This is a genomic window from Rouxiella sp. S1S-2 (assembly GCF_009208105.1).
Lineage (GTDB): Bacteria > Pseudomonadota > Gammaproteobacteria > Enterobacterales > Enterobacteriaceae > Rouxiella.
Genome location: NZ_WFKL01000001.1, coordinates 275,633 through 297,301, shown reverse-complemented (window position 1 = coordinate 297,301; position 21,669 = coordinate 275,633). Strand labels below are relative to the sequence as shown.

The window sequence follows — 21,669 nt, the reverse complement described above, 5'->3', positions numbered from 1 at the left end:
ACACTCCCCTTATCTCACCCTATAAGCAGACTTATCTGAGTGCTAAGTTAGCGGCTTTCTCGCATAAAGAGTGCAGCAATCGCACCATGAAGAAATAACCCCAAGGGAAGAATAAAAATGAATAAACGTATTCTCGTTATTGCCAGTACGCTGTGTCTTACGCTTGGCCTGTCTGCCTGTACGACCAACCCTTACACCGGGGAATCTGAAGCAGGGAAATCAGGGATCGGCGCAGGCATTGGTGCTGCTCTGGGCGCGGGCGTGGGCATGCTTTCTTCGTCAAAACATGACCGTGGCAAAGGCGCATTAATTGGCGCGGCAGCGGGCGCAGCACTCGGCGGTGGCGCAGGCTATTATATGGACGTGCAGGAAGCGAAGCTGCGCGACAAAATGAAGGGCACCGGCGTTAGCGTAACCCGCCAGGGTGACAATATTGTGCTAAACATGCCAAACAACGTGACCTTCGATAGCAGTAGCAGCACGCTGAAACCGGCAGGCGCCAATACCTTGACCGGCGTGGCGATGGTGTTGAAAGAGTATCCGAAAACTGCCGTTAATATCGTCGGTTATACCGACAGCACCGGTGGCCAGGCGCTGAATATGAGACTGTCACAGCAGCGTGCTGACGGCGTAGGCAGTGCGTTGATTACCCAAGGCGTGGCGGGCAGTCGCGTACACACTTCGGGCGCAGGTCCGGCCAACCCTATCGCCTCCAACGCTACGGCAGAAGGCAAGGCGCAGAACCGTCGTGTAGAAATTACGCTCAGTCCGTTGCAGTAATATTTTCTCTAAAAAACCGGCAAGCCATTGCCGGTTTCATTCCCTCGTTAAAATCCACACTGCCCTGCATCCCCGCTCTGTGCTAGTCTCGAATATCCAGAAATAACCTATTTCTCTATTATCGCAACAGGTTAACTGGCGACCATCACAGGAGAGTAAACGTGAGCAGGGCTAAGACATCGCAGACACCCGCCCCTCGAGCAACCATCAGGGACGTAGCCAGCGCCGCCAAAACCGGAAAAACCAGCGTTTCGCGTTATTTAAACGGGGAACAGCATCTGCTTTCCGACGCGTTGAAAGAACGCATAGAGCGGGCGATAGCTCTGTTGGACTATCAGCCCAGCCAGATGGCCCGCAGTCTAAAAAGTGGCGAAACGCGCCTTATTGGGCTAATCATCGCCGATATCACTAATCCCTACTCGGTAGAAGTGATGCGCGGCGTTGAAGCGGCTTGCCGTCAACAGGGGTTGACGCTGCTGGTCTGCAACACCAATAACGAGATCAATCAGGAAAAACACTACCTGCAATTGCTGAGCAGTTATCGCGTAGACGGCATCGTGGTCAACGCCGTAGGCATGCGCGAGGATGCTATTTCATCCCTGCAACAGTCACAGCTGCCGATGGTGCTGATTGACCGTAAAGTGGCCAATTTTTCCTGTGATGTCATTGGCTTGAACAATGCCGAAGCGACCACCGAGGTCACGCAACATTTGCTGAAGCAGGGATTTGAGGCGATTTTATTTTTAAGTGAACCGGTGACCATTAATACCCGTCTCGATAGGCTGCATACTTTCCTCAAACAGATGCAAAAAGAGCCGCAAAAGTTTGCCGAACAGGGTGAAGTCGAGTTGAGTAACAGTCAGGGGCTTGAAAAAATGCTGCACGACTTCGCGGCCCGTTATCCTGATAAACGCCGCGCGGTTATTTCAGTCAATGGCGCGCTGACGCTGGTGATCGCCCGTGTGATGCGCAAAATCGGCATGGTGTGGGGAAAAGACATTGGCCTGCTCGGCTTCGACGACCTCGAATGGGCCGAGCTGGCGGGCGTCGGTATTACTACACTCAAGCAACCCACCTATGAAATGGGCTACGCGGCCCTCAATCAGTTAGTCAAACGTATTCAGGGCAATGATGAGCCCATTCGTGAACATGCGTTTTCCGGTGAGCTGATCGTTCGAGGTTCCACCCACCCCCTTTAATCCCTCCTCATTGTAATACGCCGAAACCGTGACTTTGATCTCGTTCTTCAAGGACGAGATTATGTTTTCCTGTTAGCGAACTTTCTATTGGTACCGGTTCCAGTTAATGTGATGTTAACAGCTTCTTCGCCTTCGGTGAAAATTGGCCTACCTTTAACTGTTAAGTTAACCGCGCTATCAAGTTTTCTTTCAAGTCTAAAAAACAACCACGCTTTTGAGGATTATTGGCATGCAGACACCAGAGAATTTGGCAAAAGTAGTTATTGTTACAGCAGCTTATGGTTATCAGACAGTAAAGGATCTCGGCGGTCAGGCTGAGCTACTTAAGCATATTGCCGAGTCCGGCGCCGACGGCGTAGAGATCCGCCGCGAGCTGTTCGAGGAGGGTGAAATCAATCATCTGGATACTCTGGCAGAAAAAATACGCCAGCACGGGCTGATTGCATTTTATTCCGTTCCTGAATCTTTGTTCCTGCCGGGTGGCGAAGTCAACCCATCACTGGCGGACTTTTTGAGTGAAGCCGAAACCCTGGGCGCGCAGAAATTGAAAATCGCTCTCGGTAACTTCAAGCCGGGGCTGGATCTCACCGCGCTTAAGGTGCTGGTTAAACAGCGCCGCGTTGAAGTGGTGGTCGAGAACGATCAGACGCCAGACGGCGGTATTCTTCATCCGATGAATGCCTTCTTCTATGCCGCCGAATCGCTACACCTTCCGGTTGCGATGACCTTTGACATGGCCAACTGGCTTTGGGTGGGTCAGGATACACTGGAAGCTGCGAAAACATTGAGCGAACACGTCAGCTATGTGCATGTTAAAGCCGCGCAGGAACGTAACGGCAAGCTTCACGCTGTCGCGCTTGATGACAGCGATGGGACTTGGAAACCGGTTCTGGCGGCATTGCCACGCTCGGCGCCGCGCGGTATCGAGTTCCCACTGGAAGGCGATGACCTCACCGCCGTGACGCGTTATTACGTTGATCTGTTACGTAAGGAAGCGGCTGAAGTCCAGTAAAAAAACAGGAGGCAAGATGAGTGCTATCACAATAATGTGCGGTCAAAAAACGCGAAATAGCAAAATATGCTCGGAAAAAGGGGTGATAAATGAGTAAGGTGAAATTAGCCGCCAGGCGTTGGTGGTTCATTATGCCCATTATTTTTATTTCCTACAGCCTGGCGTACGTTGACCGTTCTAACTTCAGCTTTGCCTCCGCTGCCGGAATTAACGATGATCTGGGCATCACCAAGGGCATGTCATCTCTGCTCGGTGCCCTGTTCTTTCTCGGTTATTTCTTCTTCCAAATTCCCGGAACTATTTATGCCGAGCGCCGCAGCGTTAAAAAGCTGGTGTTCTGGTGTTTGCTGCTTTGGGGCGGCTTTGCCTCCTTAACCGGTATGGTAAACAGCATCCCCCTCCTGGCGGTTATTCGCTTTATGCTGGGCATTGTTGAAGCCGCAGTGATGCCTGCTCTGCTGGTTTATATCAGCAACTGGTTTACCCAATCTGAACGTTCACGGGCCAATACCTTTTTAATTTTGGGTAATCCGGTCACGGTACTGTGGATGTCCGTGCTCTCCGGCTACCTCATTCACGCCTTCGGCTGGCGCGAGATGTTTATCTTTGAAGGCATTCCGGCGGTGATCTGGGCCGTTTTCTGGTGGTTCCTGGTGAAAGATAAGCCGGAACAGGTTAACTGGTTAAGCAAGGACGAGAAAAAAGCCTTAGCTGATGCACTGGCTAAAGAGCAGGAAAATATCAAGGCCGTTGCCAACTACGGGCAGGCGTTTCGCTCGCGTAATGTCATCCTGCTGTGTCTGCAGTATTTTACCTGGAGTATCGGTGTCTACGGTTTCGTTTTATGGTTACCCTCAATTCTGCGGGCCGGAAAATCAATGGGCATGGTCGAAGCCGGCTGGCTCTCCTCCGCACCTTATCTTGCCGCCACGATAGCCATGATTGTAGTCTCGTGGGCGTCCGACAAAATGCAAAATCGTAAGCTGTTCATCTGGCCTCTGCTGCTTATCAGTGCCATCGCATTTTTCGGATCCTGGGCTATCGGTCAGCATAATTTCTGGCTTTCGTACGGCTTGCTGGTGGTAGCCGGTGCGGCGATGTACGCGCCTTATGGGCCATTTTTCGCCATTATTCCTGAAATGTTACCCAAGAACGTTTCCGGGGGTGCAATGGCGTTGATCAACAGCCTTGGCGCTCTGGGCTCATTTTTTGGCTCCTGGTTTGTGGGTTATCTGAACGGCAGCACGGGGACGCCAGCGGCGTCATTCATTTTTATGGCCGTCTCTCTGCTGGCGTCCGTTGGCTTAACCCTGATGGTAAAACCGGAAAAAACGGCAACACCGCTTGAGGCTCATTGAAATAGTCTCTATTTTAATCAATGCGCCAGTGTGAATGAAAATTAGCCTTAATAAACAGTAAAAACAGCCTGACTAATTGAGTCTCTTACTAATCTTTAGCTTGATGGAGTATGTAATGAAGCCGTCTATTGTTCTCTACAAAAAAATTGCCGCCGACCTGCATCAGCGTCTTGAGCAACACTTCTCAGTCGTTGAATTCAATGGTATTAACGCCGAAAACCGTGTTCAGGTTTATGAAGCCCTGAAGCAGGCTGAAGGCCTGATTGGCTCCGGTGGACCTATCAATAAGGAGCTTATCGACAATGCGCCTCGCCTGCGTGGCGTTTCAACCGCCTCTGCCGGATTTGACAGCTTCGACGTGGCGGAATTAACCCGTCGCGGCATTCCGTTGTTCAATGCCCCTGCGGCACTCACCGACACCGTTGCAGACCTGGTTTTTGCATTGGTGCTGGCAACTTCACGCCGCGTGGTTGAACTCACCAACCGCACGAAAGCGGGTGAGTGGAACGGCAATGCCCCAACCGACTGGTTCGGCATCGACGTGCACCATAAAACCTTGGGTATTATCGGCATGGGTCGTATTGGTCTGGCCGTAGCACAGCGCGCAAATCTTGGCTTCGACATGCCGATTCTTTACAACGCACGCAGCCAGCATACCGAAGCAGAAGAACGCTTTGGTGCACGCAAGTGTGACCTGGACACATTGTTAGAACAGTCTGATTTCGTTGTAGTTATTCTGCCGCTCAGCGACCAGACTTTCCACATCATCGGTAAAGATCAGTTCGCCAAAATGAAGTCTACCGGTATTTTGATCAGCGCAGGGCGTGGTCCGGTTATCGACGAGCAGGCGCTGATTGAAGCATTGCAGAACGGCACCATCTACGGCGCAGGTCTGGACGTTTATGAGAAAGAGCCGATGCCAAAAGACTCTGGCCTGCTGAAGCTGGATAACGTCGTGACTCTGCCGCACATCGGTTCGGCAACGGCACAAACCCGTTATGACATGGATGCGTTGGCGGTAGAAAATATCATCACTGCACTGTCAAACGAAACCAACGAGTTCTGTGTCAATGGTAAAGACCTGAAGAAATCCTGATTTCTTTCTGATTGCCTCTGCAGATGTTGTTGTGCAGAGGCCGTATCAAGACGTGGCTCGGTTACGCTTCCCGGTTTTGCGCCACGCCACCTTCGCTTCCTTACGCCCCGCCCACTGCAAATTGTCTCTTAGTGTCTTCATCCGATTGCACTGCTTCGGCGCAGGCGTTAAGGTGGGCGTCACTTTTTGATAACACTAAAATCCTGCTATGACGTTTTCTGTTTTCGGCGAAAAATTTACCCGTTTTTCAGGCATAACCCGCCTGATGGGCGATATGAACGACGGACTGCGCACGCCTGGAGCGGTCATGCTCGGCGGCGGCAATCCGGCCCAAATCCCTGAAATGCAGGAATACTTTCAGGGGTTGCTCGGCGATATGCTGGCCGAAGGCAAACTCACCGAAGCACTGTGCAACTACGACGGCCCGCAGGGTAAAGACGTCTTGCGTCATGCGCTGGCCAAAATGCTCAGCGAAGAGCAGGGTTGGGAGCTTACTGCGGATAACATCGCGTTAACCAACGGCAGTCAGAGCGCCTTTTTCTACCTGTTTAACCTGTTTGCTGGCAGACGCAGCGACGGCTCATTAAGCAAAGTGCTGTTCCCGCTGGCGCCTGAATATCTGGGCTATGCCGACGCGGGCGTAGACGAAGAGCTGTTCGTCTCAGCCAAGCCGAATATCGAGCTGTTGCCAGAAGGTCAGTTTAAATATCACGTTGATTTTGATCATTTACACATTGGTAAAGATATCGGCCTGATCTGCGTGTCGCGCCCAACCAACCCGACCGGCAACGTATTAACCGACGACGAACTCATTCGTCTCGACGCGTTGGCACAGCAGCACAATATCCCCCTGCTTATTGATAATGCCTACGGCGTGCCGTTCCCGGGGATTGTGTTTACCGAGGCGACACCGCTGTGGAACCCGAATATTATTCTGTGCATGAGCCTGTCTAAGCTGGGCCTGCCAGGTTCGCGCTGCGGTATCGTGGTGGCCGACGAGAAAACCATTAAAGCCATCAGCAATATGAACGGGATAATCAGCCTGTCACCCGGTAGCGTAGGCCCGGCGATGGCCAATGAGATGATTGCCCGCGGCGATTTGCTGCGCCTTTCCGAAGAGGTGATTAAGCCGTTTTACTTGCAGCGCGTGCAGGAAACGCTCGCCACGCTGCGCCGTTACTTGCCTGAAGAGCGCTGCCTGATCCACAAGCCGGAAGGCGCAATTTTCCTTTGGCTGTGGTTCAAAGATTTGCCAATCACTACCGAAGTGCTGTATCAGCGTCTTAAAAAGCGCGGCGTGCTCATGGTGCCGGGCGACTACTTCTTCCCCGGGCTGGAGCATCCTTGGGTGCACACCCAGCAGTGTATGCGCATGAATTATGTGCCGGAAGCCAGCCAAATTGAGCGAGGCGTGGCTATTCTTGCCGAAGAGGTTGAGCGCGCCCATCAGGAACACCGCGGCGCCTGAGCCTGAACGTAAACAAACAAAAACCGGAAGCCCCTCTCGGCGCTTCCGGTTTTTTATGGCTCATTACGCCGGCTTAATTTTGTTTAGCAGCACATTACGCTGGATTACTTTCCAGCGCCGTTTTTGTGTCGACGCCGGTACCGATAGCAATACGCTGCGGCTGAAGTGCCTGAGGCACATTACGCACCAGACTTAAGTGCAGCAGCCCATTAACGAACTCGGCAGTCGAAACCTGCATGTGCTCCGCCAACGTGAAACTCAGCGTAAAGGCTTTACACACCAGCCCCTGATGTAAATATTCTACTTTCGTCTCGGCGACGGCGGGCGTTCCGCTTATCGTTAACCTCGGCCCTTCAACCTCAATATTCAAATCGCTTTGTTTGAATCCGGCGAGCGCGAGGGAGATGCGATAATGATTATCGTCTGATTTCTCAATATTATACGGCGGGAAACTTGGCTCTCCGCCCTGCAATGAACTGGCCAACTTATCAAAACCAATCCATTGACGCAGAAGTGGGGAAAGATCGTGATTACGCATATATTAACTCCTTCTATGAAGCGAGATGTTTACATTCTCTGTGCTGCCTTGGCGACAATGCCGCAGCTTAGCCCCCTGACGGCGAGCTCAGCAGAGTTTGGGTGTTAATCAATAGGTTTTTAATAAATCAAATAATATCAATGCGCCGAGGTTTTGATGATTCAGGCACAACGCGTTGCAAATCAATATAAAGTAAACCATTAGCCAGATTGGCCGATTTTATTTGAATATGTTCAGCCAGTTGGAATTTACGTTCAAAATTGCGCTCGGCAATACCCTGATATAAATAGGTCCGCTCGGTCGGTGAGTTGACACGTGCTCCCTTAACTAGCAGCAAATTATCCTGTGCCGTTATCTCTAATTCAGACTCGGCGAAACCCGCAACCGCAATAGCAATGCGATAGTGATTTTCATCAACCAGTTCAACGTTATATGGAGGATAACCGCCGCCCTGATTTTGGCCAGATTCAATCAAATTGAATAATCTGTCAAAACCAATCGCGGAGCGATACAGTGGGGAGAGATCGAAATTGCGCATTAAAACTGCCTCCTAAAAATAGTGTAGCGAGGGTGTAGACTGACCGTCCTTTAGGACCGGCCGATAACGCACAAATACCCTGACGGCGTATTTTTTTCCTGCGTCGTATGATAAAAATGGCGATGAAAAGTCACTTTTCAAGTTGCCAGAAGAAAAAAATTAAAATTAATGCTGACAATATTGCGAGTTATAGCAACGTTTTCTCTGATTTCATTAAGATATTTACCTCAGGTTAACGCTAGTTTATTAAATAGGGACTACAATTTTAAACGCACTTTCTGAACCTGTTCTTGTAGGTTTTTTTACGAAACATCCTCAGCCCGACAGTTAGAGATGAGTTTAAAGATGAAGAAATTTTTATTATTGCCTGTCGCGACAGGATGCGTCTTTATGGCAAGCGGTTGTTCAAGCGTGATGAGCCATACGGGGGAGTATCAAGGGTATTATCCGGGTGCGAAAGCCGACGTGAGAATGATTAAAAGTGATGAAACCAGCTGGGCCATGACGCCGCTGCTGATCCTCGACTTGCCGTTCAGTGCGGCACTCGACACCCTGATGCTGCCTTACGACTATTATAATCGCGACAAAAAGGGCACGCTCGACAAAATTAAAGCAAGCGAAGAGCATAACCTGGCGCTCAGCCACGGCGTTGATATTAATCACGTTCCGCCGATGACTGCCGCAAATTAACGTTTTTTGCTGCCTTAAAATCTTAAATAGATGTGATAAATATCTGATTAAATCCTGATATTTCACGCATGTAAGCCACGCGGTTGCCATCGGGTGAAAAGACCACGGCATCGGCAATAGGTGGCACGTCAGTACGCGCGGTTAAACGCCGCATTTCGCCGCTGGACACGTCCAGCAGCATTACCGAGTTGTCGCATACCAGCGCCAGTTTTCCTCCCTGAGGATGCCAGCTAAATGCCGACTGGATATCCGACGAAGCCTGGCTTATTTGCTGCGGCTCGCCCCCTTCGGGAGAGATAAGCCACAGCTGCACCACACCCTCGGCATCCCTCATCAAGAAGGCAATCTGCCTTCCGTCCACTGAGGCTCGCAACCAGTGGCGCGGCTGCAGCGCAACGCCAGGATAAGGCCTGTCGCCGGTGAAGGTTAATCGCCGTTGCACAACATTGGCTGGCGGCGCTGGCAAGCAGGTCGAGGTGCCCTGCAAAGGCGCTTCCCCGGCCTGATTATAGGCCGCATCGTCCTGCGGCAAATCTACCACAAACACTTCTGGCAGTTTTTCACCCTGTGCTGACAGCGTATCGCCGATAAATGCCAGCGCCCAGCGTTGACGGTGACCGTCAGTTCTTACGTAACCCTGCTGACCAATCCAACCCTCTTCATAAGCACGATTTATCTGGTCACTGCCGGGCTGCGGTGTTGATGTCGTTTGACTGACCAAAACACAATAATGGCTGCCGTCATACTCCCTTGGGTGACTTTTCGCCACGGCAACGGGACGGTTAGCCAGCGCGATGCCAACGTTGCGAAGATCTTCCGCAACGTTCCATTGGTGCATAACGTGATCGTTATAGGTAAAACTGAGGCGGCTGCCATCGTGGCTAAAAACATGAACGTGAGACCCCCCGCGCAGCGCACCCGGAGTGTAAGGCTCGGTAATATCACACGCGTCGAGAGTGGCAGGCATTGATGAGTTTGCCGCATCAAGAATGACGCCGCGGCGATGATGGAAGTCGTATTTCCAGTTTTCATCTGGGTTTTCAGGCCCATGAATGAAAACATAACGTGGCTGGGCTTCTGCGCTAACGGTTACAACGCCAACGTGTGCCCCCTCGGTTGCGCGATAAAGCGTTTCGACCTCACCGCTGCTAACATTGATGCGCTCAATGGTTAATCCGCTGAATTCACTGCCTTTGGGGCGAACGTCGAAGACTATCCACTGGCTATCTGCCGTCCAGACGTTGATATTGGTCAGTTGATGACCACGCGCATCGAAGGTTAACTGCTTTTCACCCGCCACGTTTTTTCCTTAATCTTTCAGAACAAATTTTTCGACCGCATAAGCCACGCCGTCTTCGGTGTTGCTTTTGGTCACAAACTGACTGACCGCTTTAACGCTGTCCAGTGCATTATCCATCGCAACACCCAGTCCGGCATATTCCAACATCGCGATGTCATTTTCCTGATCACCCAAGGTCATGATATTTTCGCGTGGAATGCCCAGTTTTTCAGCGAGTTTTTGCACGCCCGTGCCTTTATTCACTGTTTTATCGAGAATTTCCAGGAAGTAAGGCGAGCTTTTCATAATGGTATAACGCTCTTTGGCTTCGTGAGGTATCTGGCTGATGGCAACGTCCAGGAGTTCAGGATTATCGATCATCATCACTTTCGGGAAACGTAGAGCAGGATCCATCTGTTCCACGCTGCGATAGCGCAGAGGAATACCGGTGGTAAAAGACTCATGCACGGAATAAGGACTGATGTCTTTATTCGCGGTGTACAACTCACTGTGCGACAATGCGTGGAAGCCAACACCCAATTTACGCGCCAATCCTTCAAAATAAAGATAGTCCGCGAAATTAAGCGTTGTTTCGGCGAAGATACTGCCATCTTTCGCATTGTGAATTAACGCACCGTTGTTAGAAATGCAATAAAATCCTTCTTTTTGCAGATCCAACTCTTCGAGGTAACGCTTGATGCCGATTAAAGGCCTGCCGGTCGCTAAAACGACATGCACCCCTTTTTTAATCGCCGCGGTCAGTGCCTGTTTCACGGCAGGCGTGATTTCATGCTGCGGATTGAGCAACGTGCCATCCATATCTATTGCGATCAATTCAATTGCCATAGCGTCCTCAGAGTTAATGTCGTTTTTTCCATGCTAGCGCGTTTCTGCTGCGTAAAGCGAGGCAGAAAAAGGGAAAACGGCGAATCGCTGCCTTGCTGTAAAATTCGAAAAACGTGAATAAATCTTTTCCCTCAGAATTCTGAGTGCTTGATGTTTAACGCTTCGGCCGTAAAAATATTTTTTATTTTGAGTGAGTTATCGTAAGACACCTCATTTAACTTTATAAAAAATATAGGCTTATCAATTCTAGTCGGATTGCTAAATTTTACCGGGGTGATAGCGTCTATCTGGAAAAAGCTTTTGCGATTAAATAAATACTCACCTTCCATACGAAACTGTGTCGTTACACCATTAACGAAGGGCTTGCTGCTTTTGCCATTAATTTTAAAAACCACTATAGCAGCACCAGGCATATCCCTCCATTTTCTGACGAACATAAAACCTTGATTTAGCGCAATATTTGCAAGCTTTCCAGAACTTGAGGCTGACATAAATGCGGGGTAATTGCTGACAATATCACCAGGTGAAAACTTTAACATGGCAGCCTCAGGCGCATCGACGACTCGAATAAGCTGCTGACGGTTTCCCATTTTAGGCAGAGCATCTAGTGCTTCACTTAAATCGTGGGCGATTCTCAGCATTTCATCACTGGGTTTACCACTAAACAGTGCTTGGTTAAGTTTAAAATTATTGTCACTTTTTCCCTGAGCCCAATTTAATAAGGGGGAGTCTTTATAGGGTTTCTGGCCTTTTACATAAGTCCACCCCCGTAAAGCCTCTTTATAATTGTTGGGTAACAAGCTGAAATTTTTCAGATAGTCGAGGCGGTAAAATACTGAAGGTTTCGTTCCTTTCCATTTCACAGGATTGAGAATAATTTGAGTAATAAACTCTTCCCATTCAGGCGAATTAAATTTTTTGTCAAAAAAAAGAGTAAAGGTGTCGCAGGCTCCGCCAATAGCTCGACGGCAACGAGTTTTCCCAATTAATTTTTTGGAGCGAGGTCTTTTCAGTATCACTTTACGCAGTGGATTTTTTAATAGGCGATTCAGCATTCGCATCAAATCCAAGGGCGGTATAATAAAACAGGCGACCTCTTTTGCTGTTAATTTCGCCATTTTTGAGAGAGTAGGTTTTATAGCGTTAAAAATAGCCTGGCGTAACAAGGCCCCCGCCAATCCATGCAAACGCGCGGTTCTCATCGCACTAAGTGCCACTTTTATCCCGCTACTGCCCAGTTTGTATAACGGGATACCCAACATTATGAGTGTTAATCCCAGATCAATTACATCGCCTAACAAATCTGAAAAGGTTGGAGAATAGTGTGGGTCGTTAACCGAGCGCTGTATAACATCGAAAAAGGGAACCAGTGAGAGCACTTTTTCCGCAATCGTCTTATTCAGGTTATCTTCCCTAAAGGCGACAACAATGGCGATAAGCGCGTCATGTTGGAGTGTTATAAATGCATCATTGAGGGTAGGCGCCTTCATATTAATATTAATACTTTGGCTATATTTCTTAATGACCCACTGATTATCAGGGATCGATTTCTCCGTTCCAAGCCAAAGCAGATTAATCAAAGCTTGAACATCAAGCATAGAATCTAAAAAAGTCTCATCGTTGCGCAAACCCTGTATCGACACAATTTGTTGTTCAGATACTAGTTCACTAACATCAGCGGCCATAAATAACGGTTCCCAACTGCTGGCGGCGTAGATTTTCCCTGAATCACCCTGTAAAAAGTATATGCGTTTACCGCCAACGAACGTCCTCCAGTCTACCGGCTCTTTGGGGATTGTTTTGTAATATCCTATCCTTAACGAGAAAAGTGGGTGATAGCCGCGCTCTAAATCCAACGGGCTTATGCCCTGCATAGCCGTTATCTGTTTAACGGTATTCGCGGCGTCGTCAGATGCGCTATCTCTCAGATAAACGTTAAACTGCGCATAATATTTTTTAAGATCACCGATTCCACTGCGCGTTGAAAATGGCTCTGGCGTTTTACGTTGTAGAGGACGAAACTGCATTTTATAAAACGTTAAGACGGACTCAGCATCAAAAATGCGCTGACGGGTGGCGTGAGCCGCTAAAAACTGATGCTCAAAGTCTTCTTGCGAAGGGTCCAGGTCCCACTCAATGATGCGCGCCTGAATATAATAGAGTGAAGACTCATAGCGAATAAACTTTGTGGCGAGTGAAGAGATATAATATTCCGATTTATCATCTAACAATTGGTTTACATGGGAAAATAAACTCTCATCTGTCCATGACTCATATTCACTCTTGTTGTAGGCAATCCTGGCTGCCATCAGTCGATTACTGGCCAGTGAAAGATAGCTGCTCAGCGGATTATCTTTCAGATAGCGAATAATCTGATGCATCGGCCCAATCCAATGCTTGGTTTTTTCTAGCTGCTGTTTAAAGTTCAGTATGGGCGTTGTGTTAACCGGGGGCGTCGTCATATTAGAAATTGGTTGCCAATATTGCTCATCTCCCTCATTTTTCTTGTTTTTTACGTCCCTATCCAGCTGCTGTTTTTTTGTTCTGGTTCGCTCGACGTTTTTGCAATAAATTCTTTTGGTCTTAACAGCGTTGTTTTTTTCGTGCCGAATTTGCGTGTGATTATTATTTTTTACGTCCGAACAAACGCTCTTACCTCGAGAATTCGAAGCGCGAGATGTGTAACCTTGAACGTTAAAATCCGTAAGAGGAACGGGCTGGATGTTCTGCGTAGAGTTCGGCGAAGACCGTATTTTTTTGTCGCGCTGCTTAATAGAATGTTGTTTTTGTAAAACATGGGGCGATGCTTGTGGTGAAAATGCAGACTTAACGGGGCGACTTAACGATTTATTACCTGCGAAAGATTTAACTTCAAGAGAAGCAATTTTTGAATCTGCCTTTGCCCTGGAAACCGTAGCCAGCGCGCTAATCCCTACGGCAGCCGCCAAAAATAACCCTTTTGGCGGCCTGTCAGGCCTGCTTTTTAAGCTCGATAGCTGATGCGAAACATTCTTGCTACCTTCCAAATAAATTCTCTCTGACTTTCCGGCTTGAGTATAAAAATCTCGGCCTTTTATTTCACTCTTCGTATAGCTGGTCGGTATATGCTGAACACTCTTAATTCCTGGCATGTTAGTACATTTCCCTCTGTATTTAACATAATACGCCAATCGACCTTCGCCGACCGCAGACAGCTAAAGTTCCTTTAATAACTTGAAATTTAGGCGAAAAAAAACCCGAAGCAGTTTCCCGCTTCGGGTTTAGAGAGAGTATCAGCAGAGTAGCGAAATTAAATATCGATATTCGCTGCTTTCAATGCATTTTCTTCAATGAAGGCACGACGAGGTTCTACCGCATCGCCCATCAAGGTGGTAAACAGCTGATCGGCGGCGATGGCATCTTTGATGGTCACACGCAGCATGCGGCGCTGGTCTGGGTCCATTGTTGTTTCCCACAGCTGATCTGGGTTCATTTCACCCAAACCTTTGTAACGCTGGATAGACAAACCACGACGTGACTCTTTCTCCAACCACTCCAGCGCCTGTTCGAAACTGGTAATGGGTTGGCGACGTTCGCCACGCTCAATATAGGCATCTTCTTCGATCAGGCCGCGAAGTTGCTCACCCAGGGCGCAAAGTTTGCGATATTCGCCACCGTGTACAAACTCAAAGTCGAGGTCGTAATCGGTATCAACGCCGTGGGTACGGATGCGCAGCACGGCTTCGAAAATTTGACGCTCGCGGTTTTCGCGTACGATAGCGCTGTAGCTGCTGCCGTGAGACTCTTTTTCGTTAAGCAGAACAACCAGCTCTTCCATCCACTGCTGCACTTTTTCCTGACTGCTTAGGTCAGCTTCGCTCAGCGTAGGTTGGTAGATAAGGTTATTGAGCAGCGCGCGTGGATAACGACGCTCCATGCGACCAATCATTTTCTGCACCGCATAGTGCTCGGCAACCAGCTTCTCCAAAGAAGAACCCGACAAAGCAGGCGCGCTAGCGTTAGTGTGCAGCGTTGCGCCGTCCATTGCGATGGTTATCTGGTACTGAATCATCGCTTCATCATCTTTAATGTACTGTTCCTGCTTGCCTTTTTTCACTTTGTATAAAGGCGGCTGAGCAATAAAGATGTGGCCACGCTCAACGATTTCCGGCATCTGACGGTAGAAGAAGGTCAGCAACAGAGTACGGATGTGCGAGCCATCGACGTCGGCATCGGTCATGATAATGATGCTGTGGTAGCGCAGTTTGTCCGGGTTGTATTCGTCACGGCCAATGCCGCAGCCCAGCGCCGTAATTAGCGTGGCGACTTCTTGAGAAGAGAGCATTTTATCGAAACGCGCTTTCTCAACGTTCAGGATTTTACCTTTCAGCGGCAAAATGGCCTGGTTCTTACGGTTACGCCCCTGTTTTGCAGAGCCGCCCGCGGAGTCCCCTTCCACTAGATACAGTTCAGAGCGAGCCGGGTCGCGTTCCTGACAGTCTGCCAATTTACCCGGCAAACCGGCCAAATCGAGCGCACCTTTACGGCGAGTCATTTCACGCGCTTTACGTGCAGCTTCACGCGCACGGGCTGCATCAATGATTTTACCGACAACGATTTTCGCGTCGCCCGGGTTTTCCATCAGATAATCAACCAGCTTCTCGTTCATCAGGGTTTCAACCGCTGATTTTACTTCTGAAGAAACCAGCTTGTCTTTAGTCTGAGATGAGAACTTAGGATCAGGAACTTTCACAGAAACCACGGCAATCAGGCCTTCACGGGCGTCGTCACCGGTGGCGCTGATTTTTGATTTCTTGCTGTAGCCTTCTTTATCCATGTACGCGTTCAACGTACGGGTCATCGCCGTACGGAAGCCGACCAGGTGAGTCCCCCCGTCGCGCTGCGGGATATTGTTGGTAAAGCAGTAAATGTTTTCCTGGAAACCGTCATTCCACTGCAGCGCAACTTCTACACCGATATCATCTTTCACGGTAGAGAAATAGAACACGTTTGGATGGATTGGGTTTTTGTTTTTGTTCAGATATTCCACAAAGGCCTTAATGCCGCCTTCGTAGTGGAAGTGATCGTTTTTGTCATCACGCTTGTCGTGCAGGCGAATAGCTACACCGGAGTTGAGGAACGACAGTTCGCGCAGGCGTTTCGCCAGAATGTCGTACTCAAATTCGGTGTTATTGGTGAAGGTGTTGAAGCTCGGCCAGAAACGCACCGTCGTACCGGTTGCTTCCGTTTCGCCAACCACTTTCAGCGGATTCTGAGGCACGCCGTGGACGTAGGTTTGCTCGTGAACTTTACCTTCACGACGAATAACCAGCTCCAGCTTTTCAGACAGGGCGTTAACAACAGATACGCCTACGCCGTGCAGGCCGCCGGACACTTTGTATGAGTTATCGTCAAATTTACCGCCGGCGTGAAGAACCGTCATGATGACTTCTGCGGCAGAAATGCCTTCTTCTTCATGAATACCGGTAGGGATACCACGTCCGTCATCCTGAACGGATACGGAGTTATCCGCATGAATGGTAACCAGAATCTCTTTACAGTGGCCAGCGAGGGCTTCGTCGATAGCGTTGTCCACAACCTCGAATACCATGTGGTGCAGACCAGTGCCGTCATCGGTATCGCCGATATACATGCCGGGGCGCTTACGCACCGCGTCCAGCCCTTTTAATACCTTGATACTTGAGGAGTCATAAGAATTCGACATCAACGTTTCTCGCTCATTTTTAGTCCTGTGATAGAACGGCTATTTTACCTTGTTCCACGCGGAACATCTTGCCCTTTTCACCCACCATATCGGTTACTTGTTCAGCGCCAATTGCGCTGACAAAAACCTGGGCCTGGGTGGCTATAAGGCGATCGGCCAATAACCGGCGTTTGCCGGTATCCAGCTCGGAGGCAAAATCGTCAAGAAGATACAGGCAACGCCGCCCGCTCTGTCGGGTGAGAAATTCACCCTGCGCTAATCGGAGCGCGCACATCAGCAGTTTTAACTGACCGCGAGAAAGCAAATCTTCCACCGGCGTACCGTCGGCACGGATGCGAAAATCAGCTTTATGCGGTCCCGATGCTGTGTAAGTCAAGGCTCTGTCACGCTCAAACTGGCGCTCCAGCAGTTCCCCGTAGTCACTTTCTTTGTCCCAGCCGCGCTGGAACGAAAAACTTAGGGAGAACTCAGGCAGAAATTGCGCACAGGTCGCGCTGATATCAGCGGCGATAGCCTGGCTGTACTCTGCCCGCCATTCGCTGATGCGCTCGGCCAGCGGGATAAGCTCTTGATCCCAGGCGCGAATTTGCGCATAGCGACTCACCTGGCGCAGCGCGGCGTTGCGCTGCTTGAGTAACCGACGCAGGTTGCTCCAGGCGATGAAAAAACCGGGGTCGTGATGAAAACAGCCCCAGTCCAAAAATGCACGGCGGTATTTCGGCCCACCGTTTAATAATGTAAAACCTTCTGGCGTGATCAGCTGCATTGGCAGCATCTGTGCCAATTCGGACACCTTGTGCCCGTCGCTGCCGTCGATTCTAACCTTACTGTCGCCCTGACGGCTTTTACTCAAGCCGACGCTCAACTCGCGCTCACCGCCGTCATCAATACGGCCGTGCAGAACAAATTCCGGCTGGTCGTGACGAATAACCCTGCCCGCCTGTAAACTGCGAAAGGCGCGGCCATGCCCGAGGGTATAAACCGCTTCGAGCACGCTCGTTTTACCGCTACCGTTGGGGCCCACCAGAAAATTAAATCCGGGCGACGGCGCTAAGTCCGCCGCCTCGATGTTGCGGAAATCTTTAATCAGTAATCGCGTTAATGCCATCTATATATACAATTCCAGGGCGTCAGCGTCTTCGAAATCACAAACGCATTGGCATGACGACATAGGCCGCAGCCTGACTGGCGCCGTCTTCTATTTGTACGCTTGACACCGAATCGGTCAGCAACAAACGAACTTCATCGCATTTCAGCGCATTAAGTACGTCGAGAACGTAGCTGACGTTGAAACCAATTTCCATCTCGGTGCCATCGTAGGCAACGTCGAGGATTTCCTCGGCTTCTTCCTGCTCTGGGTTGTTGGCCGTGATTTTCAACTGATTCTGGCTGACGTAAAGTCGCACACCGCGGAATTTCTCATTGGAGAGAATGGCCGCGCGCGCAAACGCCTGCTTCAGTAGATCACAGCCTGCCTGCAGCGTTTTGTCGGGATTTTTCGGCAATACGCGGCGATAATCAGGGAAACGACCATCCACCAGCTTGGAGGTAAAGATGAAATCACCCACGTGAGCGCGAATGTTATTGCTGCCAATTTGCAGTTGCAGCGGGGTGTCACCGCCGTCGAGCAAACGAACCAGCTCCATCACACCTTTACGCGGAACAATCACCGAATGCGACGGCAAAGACTGGCCGATAGGCATTGAACAGACGGCCAGACGGTGGCCATCAGTTGCAACAGTACGCAGCTCTTCGCCTTCGGTTTCAAACAGCATGCCGTTGAGATAGTAGCGAACGTCCTGATGCGCCATCGAAAACTGCGTGGCTTCAATCAAACGTTTCAGCGTAGCCTGAGGCAGGGTGAATTCGACCTCGCTCTGCCAGTCATCAAGATTCGGGAAATCCGTCGCAGGCAGCGTAGACAATGAGAAACGGCTACGGCCGGATCGAACCAGCATGCGCTCGCCTTCCAGGGTCACGGTAATCTCTGCGCCTTCCGGCAAACCACGGCAGATATCAAAGAATTTACGCGCAGGGACAGTCGTCGCACCGGCGTCATGAGGTTGAGACAGTGCAACTTTGGCGACCATCTCCATTTCAAGATCGGTACCCGTCAGCAGCAACCCGCCCTCTGTGACCTGCAACAACAGGTTACCGAGAATAGGCAGTGTAGGTCGTCCACCCAGTGGGCTACTGACCTGTTGCAGTGGTTTCAGCAAATGCTCACGTTCAACAATAAATTTCATAGCGCTAGGAGGAGAGTGTCCTGATTAAGTTAGAGAAATCTTCTTTGATGTCATGGCTTTCTTCACGCAGCTGCTCAATTTTTCGGCAGGCGTGCAACACCGTAGTATGGTCACGACCACCGAACGCATCGCCGATTTCTGGCAGGCTGTGGTTGGTGAGCTCTTTTGCCAGCGCCATCGCCATCTGACGTGGGCGAGCAACCGAACGGGAACGCCGTTTGGAGAGCAGGTCTGCAACCTTAATCTTATAATACTCGGCAACAGTTTTCTGAATATTATCAATGGTGACCAGTTTTTCTTGCAGAGCAAGCAGGTCACGCAGCGCTTCACGTACGAAATCGATAGTGATGGCGCGACCGGTAAAGTTGGCATTGGCGATAACGCGGTTCAGTGCGCCCTCGAGCTCACGCACGTTTGAACGCAGGCGCTTGGCAATAAAGAAGGCCACTTCACCCGGCAGACGAATATCGTTCTCGTCGGCCTTTTTCATTAAAATTGCTACACGAGTTTCGAGCTCGGGCGGCTCAATAGCCACGGTTAAGCCCCAGCCGAAGCGGGATTTAAGCCGGTCCTCAACGCCGTTAATCTCTTTAGGATAACGGTCGGAGGTCAGAATTATTTGCTGATTGCCTTCCAGCAGGGCGTTAAAGGTGTGGAAAAACTCCTCCTGCGAACGCTCTTTATTAGCAAAAAATTGAATGTCATCGATAAGCAGTGCATCCACGGAGCGATAATAACGCTTAAATTCTTCAATGGCATTATTTTGCAGGGCTTTTACCATATCCTGCACGAAGCGCTCGGAATGCATATAAACCACTTTGGCATTCGCCTTACGGGCCATAATCCCATTGCCTACGGCATGCAGCAAGTGGGTTTTACCCAGGCCGGTCCCACCATATAAAAACAAGGGGTTATAAGCGCCACCCGGGTTGTCTGCTACCTGACGGGCCGCAGCGCGCGCCAACTGGTTAGACTTACCCTCAACGAAATTATCGAAAGTATGTTTGGGGTTAACATTGGAACGGTAAGACAGCTCGGGCTGTACCGGCGAGCTGTCCCAACTTGGACGTGAAGGCGCAGCACGCGGCAGCGTACGTGCCGCAACCGGTGAACTCACGGCAGCAGCAACGGTTTCATTAACGCGTTGCACCAGCGGCTTGCTGCCTACCTCAAAACGTAACAAAGGCGCATCCGTGCCACAAAAATCGTTCAACAGACCGTTAATGTTATTTAAGTATTTGTCACGTACCCAATCGAGGACAAACCGGTTTGGTGCATACAGCGCCAAGGTGTTGTCACTCAATTCCGCCTGCAAAGGGCGTATCCACATACTGAATTCTGTGGCAGGTAACTCATCCTGCAATCTGGCAAGACACTGCTGCCAAAGCGAAAGTGACACGGCGGACTCCACTCGAACAAGACCAAAAAAGAAAAAGGATCAGGATATTTTTTAAATCATGATTTTAGACACACGCCTCGCTCGCACATTTACAGCTACGCCACGGGATTTAACCGTAGTTCATTAATAAATGTTGAGGAGATGTCTTTAGGCCACCCTGTCAGCGGCCAAAAGCGACGTGTGAACCGATTTTTACGGTTTTTTGTCGGCTATAAGTTTTGTTTAAAAAATCTACAAGCCGATCGGCCATCCGGGACGGATCGCGATCGGAATGGCGGATCATAACGCAAACGGCGACAGAGATCCTCCCCTTCCTCACACAATAGATCCTTTTTATCCACAGGCACCGTTCGTGTAGTGGGTAAGCTTAGCCTAGCCTGCAACTGAACCTGCGACAGAACCTATGAATAGTAGGCGGGTGTCGCCAGCTTTGCACAGAAAAAAAAGATTTCATCCCGCACCATTCACAGCTTTTCAACCGAGATCACAATAACAATGCTCAAGGATCAGCCAGCGATCCTTGCGATTTAGGCAGGAGTCCGTATAATCCTCAGCCCTACGTGTGATACCCGAGCTCCTGATGGTCATCGGTGAGCACGGGAATATTTGGTAAACATTTTGGCGCGCTTTCTAGCAATGTAAATTGACTCAGGACTGTACAATTACTACAATCCCGCTTCTTTATATGATGCGACTAAGGCATCGGTTGTTTTTTCGCCGAAAGCCCACGCGTTTACCGATCAGTTTTAATTTTAAGTTTAGGTAGAAATCGCCATGAAACGCACTTTCCAACCGTCCGTACTGAAGCGCAACCGTAGCCACGGTTTCCGTGCTCGTATGGCCACCAAGAATGGTCGTCAGGTTCTGGCTCGCCGTCGCGCGAAAGGCCGTACCCGTCTGTCTGCTTCTAAGTAATAAAAGCTAACCTGTTTAGTGGTTAAGCTAGCTTTTCCCAGGGAGTTACGTTTGTTAACTCCCCGTCATTTCACTTTCGTCTTCCAGCAGCCACAACGGGCCGGCACGCCTCAAATCACCATCCTTGGCCGCCTGAACGAGCTGGGGCATCCCCGCATCGGTCTTACCGTCGCTAAAAAACATGTCAAACGCGCTCATGAACGTAATCGGATTAAACGCCTAACCCGCGAAAGTTTCCGTTTAAATCAGCATGCGCTGCCGTCTATGGATTTTGTTGTGCTGGTCAAGAAGGGGGTCGCCGATCTCGATAACCGTGCGTTAACGGAAGCGTTGGAGAAATTATGGCGTCGACATTGCCGACAGGCTCCCGCATCCTGATTGCCTTGATACGCGGGTATCAACTGGTAATCAGCCCAATGCTTGGGCCTCATTGTCGTTTTCGACCAACCTGCTCTCAATACGGTATTGAGGCAATTGGTCGCTTTGGCATGGTAAAAGGCAGTTGGTTGACGTTCAAACGCGTATTAAAATGCCATCCTTTAAACCCAGGTGGTGATGACCCCGTACCGCCGAAAACCGACAATAACAGAGAACACTAACG

19 protein-coding genes are annotated in these 21,669 nt (G+C 49.9%); 10 read left to right on the top strand and 9 right to left on the bottom strand.

Annotated elements, in window-relative coordinates; all coding sequences use genetic code 11:
• The first annotated feature begins 117 nt into the window (after window positions 1-117).
• The 6 genes from GA565_RS01385 to GA565_RS01360 all read left to right on the top strand — a co-directional run bounded on the left by GA565_RS01385 (window position 118) and on the right by GA565_RS01360 (window position 6,913).
• Complete coding sequence (locus GA565_RS01385; protein ID WP_152197070.1) at window positions 118-780, top strand: OmpA family lipoprotein; 663 nt, start codon at window positions 118-120, stop codon at window positions 778-780.
• A gap of 161 nt (window positions 781-941) precedes the next feature.
• Window positions 942-1,979 carry a LacI family DNA-binding transcriptional regulator gene (locus tag GA565_RS01380; protein ID WP_152197069.1) on the top strand — a complete coding sequence of 346 codons (1,038 nt, stop codon included), beginning with the start codon at window positions 942-944 and terminating at the stop codon, window positions 1,977-1,979.
• 229 nt (window positions 1,980-2,208) lie between these two features.
• Entirely contained in the window at window positions 2,209-2,991 is a 783-nt protein-coding gene (locus tag GA565_RS01375; protein ID WP_152197068.1) for a sugar phosphate isomerase/epimerase, read from the top strand.
• Between the two features lie 89 nt (window positions 2,992-3,080).
• Window positions 3,081-4,349: an MFS transporter gene (locus tag GA565_RS01370; protein WP_152197067.1), complete on the top strand. Its 1,269-nt coding sequence runs from the start codon at window positions 3,081-3,083 to the stop codon at window positions 4,347-4,349.
• A 115-nt stretch (window positions 4,350-4,464) separates the two neighbouring features.
• Entirely contained in the window at window positions 4,465-5,445 is a 981-nt protein-coding gene (ghrB, locus tag GA565_RS01365) for a glyoxylate/hydroxypyruvate reductase GhrB (RefSeq protein ID WP_152197066.1), read from the top strand.
• Window positions 5,446-5,653: 208 nt separating this feature from the next.
• The gene (locus tag GA565_RS01360) at window positions 5,654-6,913 is read left to right on the top strand and encodes a valine--pyruvate transaminase (protein WP_152197065.1); all 1,260 of its coding nucleotides are present in this window, start codon (window positions 5,654-5,656) and stop codon (window positions 6,911-6,913) included.
• Window positions 6,914-7,007: 94 nt separating this feature from the next.
• On the opposite strand, the gene ibpB is transcribed toward GA565_RS01360, so the two are convergent.
• Window positions 7,008-7,451: a small heat shock chaperone IbpB gene (ibpB, locus tag GA565_RS01355; RefSeq protein ID WP_152197064.1), complete on the bottom strand. Its 444-nt coding sequence runs from the start codon at window positions 7,449-7,451 to the stop codon at window positions 7,008-7,010.
• A gap of 127 nt (window positions 7,452-7,578) precedes the next feature.
• Entirely contained in the window at window positions 7,579-7,989 is a 411-nt protein-coding gene (gene ibpA, locus GA565_RS01350; RefSeq protein ID WP_152197063.1) for a small heat shock chaperone IbpA, read from the bottom strand.
• A gap of 345 nt (window positions 7,990-8,334) precedes the next feature.
• Between ibpA and GA565_RS01345 the strand changes: the two genes are divergently transcribed.
• Entirely contained in the window at window positions 8,335-8,679 is a 345-nt protein-coding gene (locus GA565_RS01345; protein WP_055775478.1) for a YceK/YidQ family lipoprotein, read from the top strand.
• Window positions 8,680-8,701: 22 nt separating this feature from the next.
• On the opposite strand, the gene GA565_RS01340 is transcribed toward GA565_RS01345, so the two are convergent.
• The 7 genes from GA565_RS01340 to dnaA all read right to left on the bottom strand — a co-directional run bounded on the left by GA565_RS01340 (window position 8,702) and on the right by dnaA (window position 20,153).
• The gene (locus tag GA565_RS01340; protein ID WP_152197062.1) at window positions 8,702-9,979 is read right to left on the bottom strand and encodes a DUF3748 domain-containing protein; all 1,278 of its coding nucleotides are present in this window, start codon (window positions 9,977-9,979) and stop codon (window positions 8,702-8,704) included.
• A gap of 9 nt (window positions 9,980-9,988) precedes the next feature.
• Window positions 9,989-10,804 carry a sugar-phosphatase gene (gene yidA / locus GA565_RS01335; RefSeq protein ID WP_055775472.1) on the bottom strand — a complete coding sequence of 272 codons (816 nt, stop codon included), beginning with the start codon at window positions 10,802-10,804 and terminating at the stop codon, window positions 9,989-9,991.
• 131 nt (window positions 10,805-10,935) lie between these two features.
• Window positions 10,936-13,935 carry a hypothetical protein gene (locus GA565_RS01330; RefSeq protein WP_152197061.1) on the bottom strand — a complete coding sequence of 1,000 codons (3,000 nt, stop codon included), beginning with the start codon at window positions 13,933-13,935 and terminating at the stop codon, window positions 10,936-10,938.
• A gap of 158 nt (window positions 13,936-14,093) precedes the next feature.
• Window positions 14,094-16,508, bottom strand: coding sequence for a DNA topoisomerase (ATP-hydrolyzing) subunit B (gyrB, locus tag GA565_RS01325; RefSeq protein WP_152197060.1), 2,415 nt, complete (start codon window positions 16,506-16,508; stop codon window positions 14,094-14,096).
• A gap of 19 nt (window positions 16,509-16,527) precedes the next feature.
• On the bottom strand, window positions 16,528-17,616 hold the full coding sequence (recF, locus tag GA565_RS01320) for a DNA replication/repair protein RecF (RefSeq protein WP_152197059.1): 1,089 nt from the start codon (window positions 17,614-17,616) through the stop codon (window positions 16,528-16,530).
• 37 nt (window positions 17,617-17,653) lie between these two features.
• Window positions 17,654-18,754 carry a DNA polymerase III subunit beta gene (dnaN, locus tag GA565_RS01315; RefSeq protein ID WP_152197058.1) on the bottom strand — a complete coding sequence of 367 codons (1,101 nt, stop codon included), beginning with the start codon at window positions 18,752-18,754 and terminating at the stop codon, window positions 17,654-17,656.
• A 4-nt stretch (window positions 18,755-18,758) separates the two neighbouring features.
• Window positions 18,759-20,153 (bottom strand): chromosomal replication initiator protein DnaA, encoded by a 1,395-nt coding sequence (dnaA, locus tag GA565_RS01310; protein ID WP_055775455.1) that lies wholly within the window; start codon window positions 20,151-20,153, stop codon window positions 18,759-18,761.
• Between the two features lie 774 nt (window positions 20,154-20,927).
• Between dnaA and rpmH the strand changes: the two genes are divergently transcribed.
• Genes rpmH through yidD form a run of 3 tightly spaced genes read left to right on the top strand, consistent with a single transcriptional unit; the run spans window position 20,928 to window position 21,667 of the window.
• Window positions 20,928-21,068, top strand: a complete 141-nt coding sequence (rpmH, locus tag GA565_RS01300) for a 50S ribosomal protein L34 (RefSeq protein WP_009637487.1) — start codon at window positions 20,928-20,930, stop codon at window positions 21,066-21,068.
• Between the two features lie 18 nt (window positions 21,069-21,086).
• Window positions 21,087-21,446: a ribonuclease P protein component gene (gene rnpA, locus GA565_RS01295; RefSeq protein ID WP_009637488.1), complete on the top strand. Its 360-nt coding sequence runs from the start codon at window positions 21,087-21,089 to the stop codon at window positions 21,444-21,446.
• On the top strand, window positions 21,410-21,667 hold the full coding sequence (gene yidD / locus GA565_RS01290) for a membrane protein insertion efficiency factor YidD (protein WP_055775452.1): 258 nt from the start codon (window positions 21,410-21,412) through the stop codon (window positions 21,665-21,667). Before rnpA ends, yidD begins: the two co-directional genes overlap by 37 nt.
• Window positions 21,668-21,669 lie beyond the last annotated feature (2 nt).